Source organism: Micromonospora sp. KLBMP9576 (genome assembly GCF_050941805.1).
Lineage (GTDB): Bacteria > Actinomycetota > Actinomycetes > Mycobacteriales > Micromonosporaceae > Micromonospora.
Genome location: NZ_CP194567.1, coordinates 3081100 through 3094047 on the forward strand (window position 1 = coordinate 3081100; position 12948 = coordinate 3094047).

The 12948-nt window shown below is 73.4% G+C and carries 12 protein-coding genes; 6 read left to right on the forward strand and 6 right to left on the reverse strand.

Features of this window, described 5'->3' with window-relative positions:
• Positions 1-20: 20 nt before the first annotated feature.
• On the reverse strand, positions 21-1463 hold the full coding sequence (locus ACQ452_RS13725) for an SDR family NAD(P)-dependent oxidoreductase (protein WP_433393724.1): 1443 nt from the start codon (positions 1461-1463) through the stop codon (positions 21-23).
• Positions 1464-1869: 406 nt separating this feature from the next.
• Here ACQ452_RS13725 and ACQ452_RS13730 point away from each other — a divergent pair, with 406 nt between their 5' ends.
• From ACQ452_RS13730 to ACQ452_RS13740, 3 genes are all read left to right on the forward strand, one after another.
• On the forward strand, positions 1870-2250 hold the full coding sequence (locus tag ACQ452_RS13730) for a DMT family transporter (RefSeq protein ID WP_433393726.1): 381 nt from the start codon (positions 1870-1872) through the stop codon (positions 2248-2250).
• Positions 2247-2570, forward strand: coding sequence for a DMT family transporter (locus tag ACQ452_RS13735; RefSeq protein ID WP_433393727.1), 324 nt, complete (start codon positions 2247-2249; stop codon positions 2568-2570). The genes ACQ452_RS13730 and ACQ452_RS13735 overlap by 4 nt, the downstream gene beginning before the upstream one ends.
• A 107-nt stretch (positions 2571-2677) precedes the next feature.
• The gene (locus tag ACQ452_RS13740) at positions 2678-3352 is read left to right on the forward strand and encodes an HAD family hydrolase (protein ID WP_433394133.1); all 675 of its coding nucleotides are present in this window, start codon (positions 2678-2680) and stop codon (positions 3350-3352) included.
• 75 nt (positions 3353-3427) lie between these two features.
• Here ACQ452_RS13740 and ACQ452_RS13745 read toward each other — a convergent pair whose 3' ends face one another.
• Positions 3428-4498 (reverse strand): methyltransferase, encoded by a 1071-nt coding sequence (locus tag ACQ452_RS13745; RefSeq protein WP_433393729.1) that lies wholly within the window; start codon positions 4496-4498, stop codon positions 3428-3430.
• Positions 4499-4696: 198 nt separating this feature from the next.
• Between ACQ452_RS13745 and ACQ452_RS13750 the strand changes: the two genes are divergently transcribed.
• The 3 genes from ACQ452_RS13750 to ACQ452_RS13760 all read left to right on the forward strand — a co-directional run bounded on the left by ACQ452_RS13750 (position 4697) and on the right by ACQ452_RS13760 (position 7500).
• Entirely contained in the window at positions 4697-5797 is a 1101-nt protein-coding gene (locus ACQ452_RS13750; protein WP_433393731.1) for a calcium:proton antiporter, read from the forward strand.
• A gap of 151 nt (positions 5798-5948) precedes the next feature.
• Complete coding sequence (locus ACQ452_RS13755; RefSeq protein WP_433393732.1) at positions 5949-6692, forward strand: neutral zinc metallopeptidase; 744 nt, start codon at positions 5949-5951, stop codon at positions 6690-6692.
• Positions 6693-6846: 154 nt separating this feature from the next.
• Positions 6847-7500, forward strand: a complete 654-nt coding sequence (locus ACQ452_RS13760) for an HAD family hydrolase (RefSeq protein WP_433393734.1) — start codon at positions 6847-6849, stop codon at positions 7498-7500.
• A gap of 52 nt (positions 7501-7552) precedes the next feature.
• On the opposite strand, the gene ACQ452_RS13765 is transcribed toward ACQ452_RS13760, so the two are convergent.
• From ACQ452_RS13765 to ACQ452_RS13780, 4 genes are all read right to left on the reverse strand, one after another.
• Complete coding sequence (locus ACQ452_RS13765) at positions 7553-10099, reverse strand: ABC transporter permease (RefSeq protein WP_433393735.1); 2547 nt, start codon at positions 10097-10099, stop codon at positions 7553-7555.
• Positions 10099-10866 (reverse strand): ABC transporter ATP-binding protein, encoded by a 768-nt coding sequence (locus tag ACQ452_RS13770; RefSeq protein ID WP_433393737.1) that lies wholly within the window; start codon positions 10864-10866, stop codon positions 10099-10101. The genes ACQ452_RS13765 and ACQ452_RS13770 overlap by 1 nt, the downstream gene beginning before the upstream one ends.
• Positions 10867-11237: 371 nt before the next feature.
• Complete coding sequence (locus ACQ452_RS13775) at positions 11238-11924, reverse strand: response regulator (protein WP_433393739.1); 687 nt, start codon at positions 11922-11924, stop codon at positions 11238-11240.
• A complete protein-coding gene (locus ACQ452_RS13780; RefSeq protein WP_433393741.1) occupies positions 11921-12832 on the reverse strand; it encodes a RecB family exonuclease in 912 nt (303 codons plus the stop codon). The genes ACQ452_RS13775 and ACQ452_RS13780 overlap by 4 nt, the downstream gene beginning before the upstream one ends.
• Positions 12833-12948: the final 116 nt, after the last annotated feature.

The window sequence follows — 12948 nt, forward strand, 5'->3', positions numbered from 1 at the left end:
GGCGGTCGGTGACGCGTCGCTCACCAGGCGCAGGGCGCGTAGTCCTTCAGGAAACAGCCGTACACGTCCTCGCCCTGTTCGCCGCGCACGATGGGGTCGTACACCCGGGCCGCGCCGTCGACGAGGTCCAGCGGGGCGTGGAAGCCCTCGTCGGCCAGCCGCATCTTCGTCGGGTGGGGCCGCTCGTCGGTGATCCAGCCGGTGTCGACACTGGTCATCAGGATGCCGTCGACGAGCATCTCCTGGGCACTGGTGCGCGTCAGCATGTTCAGCGCGGCCTTGGCCATGTTGGTGTGCGGGTGCCCCGGCCCCTTGTAGCCGCGACCGAACTGACCCTCCATCGCCGACACGTTCACCACGTACTTGCGCCTGGCCCGCGCCGCCGCCATCGCCGGCCGCAGGCGGCTGACCAGCACGAACGGCGCCGTCACGTTGCACAGTTGCACTTCCAGCAGCTCGACCGGGTCGACCTCCTGCACCCGCTGCACCCAGCTGTTGACCGGGTCGAGGTCCGGCACCAGGCCGCCGGCGTCGATGGCGGTGGCCGCCGCGATCCGCTCCGGCGAGGCGGAACCGCTGGTCAGCGCCAGCGCGGTGAGCGCGTGCGGGGTGAGCGCGGGCGAGGCGGTCAGGCCGCCCACGGGCTCGCCCCGGCCCGCCGGCTTGGCGAACGTGACGATCTCCGGCAACGGCCCCTCCGGCAGGGCCGCCGCCTCGGCGGCGGCGAGCTGCGCGTACGCCCCGGGGGAGCGGCGGACGGTCTGCGCGGCGTTGTTGATCAGGATGTCGAGTGGTCCCTGGTCGCTGACCGAGTCGGCGAGGGCGATCACCTGGGCGGGGTCGCGCAGGTCGATCCCGACGACGCGCAGGCGGTGCAGCCAGTCCCCGCTGTCCGGCATCGCGGCGAAGCGGCGTACCGCGTCGTGCGGGAACCGCGTGGTCACCGTGGTGTGCGCGCCGTCGCGCAGCAGCCGCAGCGCGATGTACATGCCGATCTTCGCCCGCCCGCCGGTGAGCAGCGCCCGGCGGCCCGTCAGGTCGGTGCGCGCGTCGCGGCGCTGCCGGTTCAGCGCGGCGCAGGCCGGGCAGAGCTGGTGGTAGAAGGCGTCCACCTCGCGGTAGCGCTGCTTGCAGACATAGCAGCCGCGCGGGTTGTGCAGGAAGCCGGCCGTGTTGCCGTCGGTGGGGGAGGCGAGCGGGATCCCCTGGGTCTCGTCGTCGATCCGGCCCGGTGCGCCGGTGGCGGTGGCGGCCGTGACCGCGCGGTCGGCCGCCGCGAGGGCGTCGCGCCGCTCCTCGCGCCGACGCTGCTTGATCACCTTGTAGAGCCGTGCGGTGGCCCGCTGCACCCGCACCACGTCGGGGTGGTCGGGCGGCAGGTCCTCCAGGGCCTCGAAGACGCTCAGGCAGCTCTCCAGCTGGCGTGGGTCGATGCCGGTTTCCATGTTCCTGTCCGCTGCCATGCCGTCGTCGTCTCGTCCCGTTCCCCGCGCCGGGTCTCCCCGGCCCTCGCCAACTCCGACCCGGAACTGTACGCGACGGCGCCTCGGCGACCAGGTGGGCGCGGGCGGTATGGTGATCCCCACGCGCGCGTCGCGTACCGCCCCGACGTCAGCCGCGCGGAGCACGCGGTCGCCGCGGAGGCCGCCTACCGCCCGACGCTGTCGGGGCCCTGGATCCGGCGGCCCGCCAGGTGCTCAGACCCGCCCCCGGGCCTGCCGCCGGCGGCGCGGACCCGGCTCACCCTGGCCCGGCTGGCGTCGGCGGCCGCCGCAACGTCGCCGTCACCGGCCTGCTCCCGCCCGCCCCCGGGGCCGCGACGCGCTCGTCGTGCTCCTTCGAAGACCTGACCGCGGAAGGCGGCCACCTGTGAAGCAATGGCTGTACCTGGCCGGAGCCATCGTCCTGGAGGTCAGCGCGACCCTGGCGCTGCGCGCCGCCAACGACCGGTCGGCGTGGCTCGCCCTGGTCGTCGTCGGCTACGCCCTCTCCTTCGTCTTCCTCTCGGCGGTGCTGCGCCAGGGCATGCCGATCGGCGTCGCCTACGGCATCTGGGCCGCCTGCGGGGTCACCCTCACCGCGCTGCTGGCCGCGCTGCTCTTCGGCGACGCGCTCACCTGGGTGATGGGGCTCGGTTTCGCCGTGATCGTCGCCGGGGTCCTGCTCGTCGAGCTCGGCTCGCACCCCCCGGGCGCAGCGGCGCAGAGCACACCGGCCGACGTCCGCGACGAGCCCGAGGGGGCACGATGAGCTGGGTGTTCCTCGCGGCGGCGATAGCCCTGGAGGTGACCGCCACCATGGCGCTGCGTGCCTCCGACGGCCTACGCAGGAAGGCGTGGGCGCCCGTCGTCGTCGGCGGCTATGTGAGCTGCTTCGTCTTCCTGAGCCTGGCCCTGCGCAACGGCATGGCCGTGGGCGTCGCGTACGGCGTCTGGGCCGCCGTCGGCATCGCGCTGACCGCGATCCTCGCCCGGCTCGTCTTCGGGGAACCCCTCACCAGGGTCATGATGCTCGGCATCGCCCTCGTCGCCGCCGGCGTCCTGCTCGTCGAACTCGGCGCCCACGGCTGACCCGCTGACGGGCGGGTCGGTGCTCGGCACCGCCCGTCGGTGCGCGAGCCGGCCGTCGGCTGGGACGGCGAGCGGTCGTCCCCCGATGGTTTACTTCCGGGGTGACCATGACCGGGGGAACACGAACGATCAATGCTGTCTTCTTCGACGTCGGCGGGACGATCCTCGACGAGTCCCGCGAGTTCGAGACCTGGGCTGACTGGCTCGGCGTTCCACGGCACACGTTCTCGGCGGTCTTCGGTGCGGTGATCGCCCGGGGTCTGGACTATCGGGAGACCTTCCGGGCCTTCCGTCCCGATCTCGATCTCGTGGCCGAGCTCGAGCGCCGAGCGGCTGCCGGCAGTCCGGAGTCGTTCGGCGAAGAGGACCTCTACCCCGATGCGCGGGCGTGCCTGAGCGCCCTGAAGGACCAGGGCCTGTTCGTCGGCCTGGCCGGCAACCAGCCGGCTCACGCCGAGGCGACCCTGCGCGCCCTCGACCTCGGCGTGGACGTGATCGGCACGTCGAGCGGCTGGGGCGTGGACAAGCCGTCACCGGCCTTCTTCGAGCGGGTCGTCCGCGAAGGCGGTGGCGAGGCATCCTCGATCCTGTACGTCGGCGATCGGCCCGACAACGACGCACGCCCGGCCGGGCAGGCGGGCATGATGACGTGTCTGATCCGGCGCGGTCCGTGGGGCCACATCCTCGACATGCCGGCCGTGTCCGAGGGGTGCCTGTTCCGCATCGACTCGCTGGACGAGCTCCCGAGCCTGGTCGCGAAACACAACGCGGCAGCCGGCTAGTGCCTCGTCAGGCGGCCGGACGCGGTGCCGGCCGGGTGCGGTGACGCGCCAGCGGCCGGTCGATCGGCTACGACATCAGCTCGACAGCGTCGCGCGGGCGGACCCTTCGCCGGCAGCACGAGTGCGCCGATTCCCCCGGCGGGCCACCACCGCGCCGTTGGCACCGGGGGCGTCGAGGGGCACGGTACGGACGTCGACGAAGCCGGCGTCGGTGAGCCAGGCCGCGTACTCGGCACCGGAGTAGTTCCGGCCGCCCTCCGTCTCGACCAGCATGTTCATGCCCATCAGGGCCGCCTCCGGCGGGCCGGTGCGCTCGTCGTTGAGCAGCAGCTCGCAGATGACGACGGCCCCGGCGGGCGGCAGCGCCGCGTGGCATCGGGCCAGCAGCGCCCGGTTCGTCGGCTCGTCCCAGTCGTGCAGGATCATGCTCAGCAGGATGACGTCGTGCCCGGCCGGCAGTTGCGCGTCGGCCAGGAAGTCGCCGCCGACCGCGTCGATGCGCCCGCTCAGGCCCTCCGCCGCGATCCGCTCCTCGGCGCGGGCGCAGACGTGCGGCAGGTCCAGGACGGTCGCCCGCAGCTCGGGCAGCCGCCGGCAGAACTCGATCGGGAACGCCCCGGCCCCGCCGCCGACGTCGAGCAGCCGGGTGTGCGCGCCGAAGTCGTACGCGTCGGCCAGCGCCCGGGCGGTGAAGCTGGACGTGGCGGACATGGCGTCCCAGAACTGCGCCAGCATCTGCGGGTCCGTGGTGTCGAACATCGACTGCTGCGTCTGGGGGTCCCAGGTCAGCGGCCGGTCGCTGCGCAGCGCCTCGCCGACGCGGTGCCAGGGCAGGTAGGTGTGCAGGTCGGAGTAGCGGATCTGCGCACCGAAGTAGTAGGGACGGCCCTCGACCAGGAACTGCTCGGCGAGTTCGGAGTTGCGGTAGCCGTCGCCGGCCTTCTCCAACAGGCCGAGGGAGGCGCTCGCCGCCAGCAGCAGATCCGCCGGGCGTTCGGGCAGCCCGAACTCGGCGGCGGCCTCGCCGACCGTGAGGCTACGCCCGTTCGCCAGCCGGGTGAAGAGGCCGAGTTCGACGCCGGCCGCGAGGGTCTTGAAGCCCCAGACGCCGGCCACCAGACGCATGAGAGGGGTGGGGGTGATCACTGGCACATGGGATCACACGGCCGCCGTCCACGGTGGACCGACCCGGTCGCGTCGCGTTGCCGGTGCCGCCCATCCTCACCGACCCGGGCGGCGCCCGCACCGGCAACCGGCGCAGGTCACCGGACCGGGTACGGTATGGCCCGGCCGGTCCCGCCGGTTGACGATTGGATGATCGTCCTTCCTGAGAAGGTTGGGGGCATGGCCGCGCCGTTCCGTACCCGTCTGACCGACTGGACCGTCTTCGTTCCGGTGCTGGCGATCCTGGTGCTGTTCCTGACGTGGGGGCGCGACCTCTCCGGCCCCGTCGTGGTCGTGGTGGCCGTGCTGCTGGCCGGGGCGGTGCTGGCCGCCGTGCACCACGCCGAGGTGGTGGCCCACCGGGTGGGCGAACCATACGGCTCGCTGGTGCTCGCCGTGGCCGTCACCGTCATCGAGGTGGCCCTGATCGTCACCCTCATGATCAGTGGCGGCGAGAAGACGGCATCCCTCGCGCGGGACACCGTCTTCGCCGCCGTCATGATCACCTGTAACGGCATCCTCGGGCTGTCGCTGCTGCTGGGCGCGTTGCGCCGCCGGGTGGCGGTGTTCAACCCCGAGGGCACCGGCGGGGCGCTGGCCACCGTGACCACCCTCGCCACCCTGAGCCTCGTGGTGCCGACCTTCACCACCAGCCGGCCCGGCCCGCAGTTCACCCCGACACAACTCGCCTTCGCCGCGGTGGCCTCGCTGGCCCTCTACGGCCTGTTCGTCATGGTGCAGACCGGCCGGCACCGCGACTACTTCCTCTCCGTCAACAGCCAGGGACGGGTGCTCGACCCGGAGGAACACGCCGAGCCACCGTCGAACCGGGCCGCCCTGCTCAGCCTCGGCCTGCTGGTGGTGGCGCTGGTCGCCGTCGTCGGCGACGCCAAGTCGGTGTCCCCGGCGATCGAGTCCGCCGTCGCCGGGGCGAACCTGCCCCCCTCGTTCGTCGGCGTGATCATCGCGCTGCTGGTGCTGCTGCCCGAGACGATCGCCGCCGCCCGGGCGGCCCGCCGCGACCGGGTGCAGATCAGCCTGAACCTGGCCCTGGGCTCGGCCATGGCCAGCATCGGGCTGACCATCCCGGCCATCGCCCTCGCCTCGATCTGGCTCGAGGGACCGCTGCTGCTCGGCCTGGGCGGCACCCAGCTGACCCTGCTCGCCCTCACCGTCGTCACCAGCGTGCTGACCGTGGTGCCGGGGCGGGCCACCGTGCTCCAGGGCGGGGTGCACCTCGTGCTGCTCGCCGCGTTCGTCTTCCTCGCCGCCAGCCCCTGACCGCCCGCCCGGAGCAACGAAGCCCACGGGGCCGCTCCTCGGGCGGAGCCGACAACCGCGGCGCCCCCGGTCGCCAGCTCGGAAGGGCGCCGGTATGACGAAGCCCTCGCGGGGTAGTGGAGACGGCATCGCCGAGGCCGGGGAGGGCGCTGTGACGACGAGGGCGGGACGACGAGGGCGAAACACACTGGCCGGGTTCGTGGCGGCCCTCGTCGCGGGGGCGGCCTGCGCGGTCGGCGGGGTGTCGCAGCCCGAGGAGCCGGCCCCGCAGCGCCCCGGTGCCCCGGCCTCGCCCGGTGCGGGACAGACCCGCGCCGACGGCACCACCAGCGTCGCGGAGTTCCAGCAGGACGTCGTCGACGCGCAGAGCATCGCCGAGCGGTACTGGGCCGAGCAGTTCCGCGCCTCGGGGCAGCGATTCCGTCCGATCAGCCGCATCACGCCCTACCAGCGGGAGGGTCAGGTCTCCTGCGGCGGGCAGCCGCTGCCGCGCAACAACGCGGTCTACTGCTCGGCCGGCGACTTCATCGCCTACGACGTGAACTGGTCGGTGGGCGCGTTCCGCCAGGTCGGCGACGCGTTCGTGTTCTACCTGCTCGGCCACGAGTACGCGCACGGCATCCAGACCCGCCTCGGCATCCGCTACTCCTACACCATCGAGCAGGAGTTGCAGGCCGACTGCATGGCCGGGGCGTACCTCGGCGACTCGGTGCGCGCGAAGGCGCTCGCGCTCGACGCCGGCGACCTGGACGAGTTCCGCGAAGGGCTGCTGGCCGTCGGGGACGCCCCCGACCAGCCCTGGTTCGCCGAGGGCTCGCACGGCACCGCCGAGCAGCGCACCGAGGCGTTCTTCCGTGGCTACGAACGGTCCCTGGACGCCTGCGGCCTCGGCTGAGCGCCGCCCGGGCCGCCGCCGTCGCGCCCGCACCACCCCGTCGGTCAGGTCACTGCGCCGGCACCTGGGCGTGCGGCGGCGGCGTGGCGGCTGAGAGGATCCCCGGGTACCCGAACCGAGGGAGGACCCGCTGAGCAGCCACCACCCGGCCGCCGTGCTCTTCGACATGGACGGCACCCTGGTCGACAGCGAGAAACTGTGGGACGTTGCGCTGCGCGAACTGGCGGCGGAGTACGGCGGTACCCTCTCCGACTCCGCCCGCCGGGCCGTGATCGGCACCAGCATGGCGGCGTCGATGCGTATCGTGCACGACGACCTGGGCCAACCGGAGCGCGACCCCGCGGCCAGCGAGGCGTGGATCAACGCCCGGATCCTGGAGCTGTTCCGCACCGGGCTGCGTTGGCGCCCCGGCGCGTTGCCGCTGCTGCGGGCGGTCCGCGCGGCGGGCATCCCGACCGCCCTGGTGACCTCCAGCGTCCGGCCCCTCGTGGAGGTGGCGCTGGACACCCTCGGGCGGGACAGCTTCGACGCGATCGTCTGCGGCGACGAGGTCGACGACGCCAAGCCCCACCCGGAGCCGTACCTGACGGCCGCCCGGCTGCTCGGCGTGCCGATCGCGCGCTGCGTGGCGATCGAGGACTCACCGACGGGGGTGGCCAGCGCGCTCGCCGCCGGCGCGGCGGTGCTGGCCGTACCGGCGGAGGTGCCGATCGGGCCGCGCGACGGCGTACACCAGGTGGAGAGCCTGACGGGGGCGGACCTGGAACTGCTGACCGCCCTGCTCGGCGCCCCGCCGCCCGGCGCCTGACCGCGACGTGGGGCCCCGCCAGCCGGCGGGACCCCACGTGTCGCGCGCCGGATCACTCGTGGGCGATGGCGCCCAGCACGTTGATCCGGGCGGCCCGGACCGCCGGGAGCGCCGCCGCGATCACCCCGACGATCGCGGCGAGGCCGAGGAAGATCCCCATCCGGGCCCAGGGCAGCACCAGGTCGGTGATCCCCTCGTCGCGCAGCGCCTCGACCACTGCCGCGCCGAGGCCGGCGCCGACGACGACACCGAGCAGCGCGCCGAAGACCGAGATCACCACCGCCTCCACGGTGATCATCCGCATGGTCTGCGCCCGGCGCAGCCCGATGGCCCGCAGCAGCCCCAGCTCCCGGGTGCGTTCCAGCACCGACAGCGCCAGGGTGTTGATGATGCCGAGTACGGCGATCACGATCGCCAGCGCCAGCAGGATCTGGATCATCATGAGCAGCCCGTCGAGCTGACCGGTCTGCTGCTCGATGAACGCCTCCCGGTCGGCCACCGACACCTCGGGGGAATCGGCCAGCAGCGCCTCGATCCGTGGCTGCACGTCGGCCGCCCGGGTACCGGGAGCGAGCTGGATGAACCCCTGGATCGGCTGCGGGATGGCGAAGCCGCTCGCCGCCTCCGGCGGCAGCACCACCGGGTTGGTCAGCTCGGAACTGGCGTAGACACCGGACACCGTGTAGGTGCGTGCCTCGCCCCGCGACGTCTGCACCGGCACCGTCGAGCCCACGGAGAGGCCACGCGCCTGTGCGGTGTCCGAGCTGACCAGCATCTCGCCCGGCCCCAGCCGGTCGATGTTCCCGGCGGTGGGCTCGGCCCCGAAGATCTGCCGCAGCGCGGCGACGTCACTGCTCGCCGCCACCCAGGTCCGCTCCCCGCCGACCATCGCCAGGTCGCCGTACTCGCCGTCGACCAGGCGTACCCCCGGGATCGCGGCGGCCTTCTCCAACACCGCCGGGTCGAAGCTCGGCGACCGTGGGCCGCTCTGCGCCCCGGAGATCACCAGCTCCGCCTTGAGGGTGTCCTGTGCGAGCCCGCCGATGCTGCTCTTCGCCGAGTCCAGGATCACCGTCACCCCCGTGACCAGGGCGATGCCGACCATCAGCGCGGCGGCCGTGATGGCGGTGCGGCGCGGGTTGCGCCCGGAGTTCAGCCGCCCCAGCTTGCCCGGCACCGACCAGGCGAACATCGCACCGAGCAGGCTCACCACCGGCCGGCTGATCAACGGCGTCAGCAGGGCCACACCGATGAAGGCGAACAGCACCCCGCCGAGGATGGTGGCCAGGGTGCTGCCCCCGGCGTTGCCGGTGAGCCCCAGGGCCAGCAGCGCGCCGCCGATGGCCGTGACGACCGCCCCGACCAGGGTGATCCTGGTCAGCGGGCGGTCCGGGGTGGCGACGTCCTGCATCGCCGCGATCGGCGGGATCCGCGACGCCCGCAGCGCCGGCAGCAGGGCCGCCACCACAGTGATGACCAGACCGACGGCGAACGCGCCGATCACGGCGGACGGCGGCACGCCGATCCCCGCCAGGCTCAGCCCGCCGGCGAAGGTGCTGAACAGGTACGCCAGCAGCGCGCCGATGCCGATGCCCGCGCCGAGGCCGAGCAGCGAGGCGACCAGCCCCACCGCGACGGCCTCCAGCACCACCGACCCGATGATCTGCCGGCCGCTGGCCCCGACGGCGCGCATCAGCGCCAGTTCCCGGGTGCGCTGCGCCACGATGATCGAGAAGGTGTTGAGGATCAGGAAGGTGCCCACCAGCAGCGCCACCGCCGCGAAGCCGAGCAGGATCCGGTTGAAGAAGGACAGCGCCTCCTTCAGGCTGGACGCCGCGTCCGCGGAGAGCCGCGCACCGGTCTTGACCTCGAATCCGGTGCCCAGCGCGGCGGCCACGGCGTCACGCAGCGCCTCGTCGGAGACCCCGTCGGCGGCGGTGACCGAGATGTTGCTGAAGGTGTCCGGGGCGCCCAGCATCAGCCGCTGCGCGACAGGCGTGGTGAACATGATCTCGTTGGCGCCACCGACGGAGTCCCGGCCGCCGCTGTAGCCGAACACGCCGACGACCGTGAACTCCTGCTTCGGCTGGAGGGTCAGCACGCCGACCCGGTCGCCGACCTTCACCTTGCCGGCCGCCGCGAGCGCCCCGTTGATCACGATCTCGTCGTCGGCCTGCGGGCCGCGCCCCTCGCGCAGCCGCACCAGGTCGCTCTCGCCGGTCCAGTTCTCGCCGAGCTGGGGTGGGCCGAACGAGGCCACCGCCTTGCCGTTGCCGCCGACCAACCGCGCCCCGTCGACGGCGACGAGACCCGTCGCCCCGGCCACCCCGGGCACCGCCCGGACGGCGTCCAGCGTGGCCGCCGGCACCGGGGAGACGGCCTGCATGCCGCTGTCGCCGCCGTCGACCTTCGGCTTGGCCGCGACGTTGACGTCCACGCCCTCGTACGCGTCGGCGAAGATCGCGTCGAACGAGCGGCCGAGGGTGTCGGTGAGCACGAACGCGCCGGAGACGAACATGACGCCCAGCACCACCGCCAGGCCGGAGAGGATCAGTCGGACCTTGCGGGCCAGCAGGCTCTTGAGGGTCGCGCGGAACATCAGCGCGTCACCTCGGTCGGGGCGTCGAGCTTCTTCATGGTGTCCAGCACCGTGTCGGCGGTCGGCTCGATCAGCTCCGAGACGATCTCCCCGTCGGCGAGGAAGACCACCCGGTCGGCGTACGCGGCGGCGGTCGGGTCGTGGGTGACCATCACGATGGTCTGCCCGTGCTCGCGTACCGAGTCGCGCAGGAAGTTCAGCACCTCCGCGCCGGCGCGCGAGTCCAGGTTGCCCGTCGGCTCGTCGGCGAAGATCACCTCGGGGCGCGCGACCAGCGCGCGGGCACAGGCCACCCGCTGCTGCTGGCCCCCGGAGAGCTGCGCGGGCCGGTGGTCGAGCCGGTCGCGCAGCCCGACCGTGGCGATGACCGTGTCGTACCAGGCCGGATCCGGCTTGCGCCCGGCGATCGACAGCGGCAGCAGGATGTTCTCCTTGGCCGTCAACGTCGGCAGCAGGTTGAACTGCTGGAAGATGAACCCCACCTTGTCGCGGCGCAGCTTCGTCAGGCCCGCGTCGCCCAGACCGGTGACCTTCGTGTCGCCGATCGACACCGTGCCCCGGGTCACCGAGTCCAGCCCCGCCAGGCAGTGCATCAGCGTCGACTTGCCGGAGCCCGACGGCCCCATGATCGCCGTGAACCGGCCCTGCTCGAACTCCGCGGTGACCCCGCGCAGCGCGACGACCTGCGCCTCGCCGCTGCCGTACACCTTCCACACGTCGTTCGCCCGGGCCGCGGCCTGCGCGTGCCGGCCTACCGTCGCGGTCACGTCATCTACCTCTTCCGTCTGTCTTCGATCCGTACCGCCCCCGCTGGTCCGGCACGGCAAGTCCCATCATCTGTGCTCGCCCGCCCCGATCCGTCCGACTCCGGGCGGAGCCCAGGGCGGATTTCGCGCTGCGGGTGCCCCCCACACCGGCTCAGGGTTCTCCCTGAGTCGCGCGGGCGGCCGGCCCACGCCGGGGCGCGCCGGCAGCACCGGGCCGGGCGCACGCGCCACCGGCCGGCACCGGTGCACACCGACACGGCCCCAGGACCAACCTCGCGGCGGCACCGTCGGTCACGGTAGGTGACGGGGGCAACCGCTGCGTCGCGTGCGGCGCGTCCCCGGCCACGGCGCGACCCGCCGGCGACGAGGCGCTAGTTCTGCGGGCGGACCAGGCCCGACTCGTACGCCAGCACCACTGCCTGCACCCGGTCGCGCAGGCCCAGCTTCGTCAACACGTGCCCGACATGGGTCTTGACGGTGGTCTCGCTGACCGACAACGCCCGGGCGACCTCGGCGTTGGACAGCCCCCGCGCCACGTGCACGAGCACCTCGCGTTCACGCTCGGTCAGCGCGCGCAGCACCTGAGGCGGTGCGGTCGCCGGGTCGGGCAGCGCGCCGGCGAAGCGGTCCAGCAGGCGCCGCAGGATCCGGGGTGCCACCACCGCGTGCCCGGCCGCCACGGTGCGGATGGCGTCCACCAGGTCGTCGGCGGGCACGTCCTTGGACAGGAAGCCGCTCGCCCCGGCCCGTAGCGCACCCACCACGTACTCGTCCAGGTCGAAGGTGGTCAGGATCAGCACCCGCACCGGCAGCCGGGCGTCGACGATCGCCCGCGTCGCGGCGACCCCGTCCATCCGCGGCATCCGGACGTCCATCAGCACGACGTCGGGCAGCAGCCGGCGGGCCAGCTCCACCGCCGCCAGGCCGTCGGCGGCCTCGGCCACGACGTGCAGGTCACCCGCCGCGCCCAGCACCAACCGGAAGCCGGTACGCAGCAGCGGCTGGTCGTCGGCGAGCAGGACGCGCACCGGACGTGGCGGCGACGCCGCCTCGGTCACCCGTCGGCGCCCGGAGGCGTCGGGCGGGAACGGGCGTCACGCCGCGGATCCGGCACCGCCTGGGTCGGGAATGGCGGCGGCGTGCCGCCGAAGGTGGGGCAGAGCGCCTGGTGGCTGCACCAGTCGCAGAGCCGGCTCGGCCGGGGGCGGAAATCCTGCTGGGCGGTCGCCTGCTCGATCGCCCGCCACAACGCCACCACCGTGCGCTCGAAGCGCAGCAGCTCGTCGGCGTCCGGCGCGTAGTCACAGATCTCCGCGTCCTTGAGGTAGAGCAGCCGCAGCACCCGGGGAACCACGCCCCGGGTGCGCCACAGCACCAGCGCGTAGAACTTGAGCTGGAACAACGCGCGGGCCTCGAACGCCTCCCGCGGCGCGCCACCGGTCTTGTAGTCGACCACCCGCAGCGCCCCGTCGGGCGCCACGTCGAGCCGGTCGACGTAGCCGCGGATCAGCAGCTCGTCGTCGACCACCGCAGAGATGAGGCTCTCCCGCTCGGCCGGCTCCAACCGGCGCGGATCCTCCACCGCGAAGTAGCCCTCCAGCAACCCGCTGGCCGAGCGCAGGAACTCGGCCGCCGCCGGGGAGTCGCCGTCGGCGAACAACGCCGCCAGCTCCGGCTGCTCGGTGACCAGCCTGTCCCACTGCGGGGCCACCAGGTCGCCCGCCGCCGTCGGGGTGCGCCCCTGCGCCGGCAGGTCGAACAGCCGCTCCAGCACCGCGTGCACCAGCGTGCCGCGGGCCTGCTCGACCGTCGGCTGTTCGGGCAGGCGGTCGATGCTGCGCAGTCGGTAGAGCAGCGGGCAGGTCTTGAAATCCGCCGCCCGCGACGGCGACAGGGAGGCCCGCACCGTCGCCGGGACCTCGGCCGGAGGTGGGGACTGCTGCGTGGTCACCGGTTGCGCCGTCATGCCCGGAAGGTTAGGGCACCCGTCTGACAGCGCGCCCGTCGCCGCACCGGCGCATGATCCCCGCCGCGTAGCATCGAGGCGATGGAGCAGACGAGGCGACCGCGCCGCCGACCCGA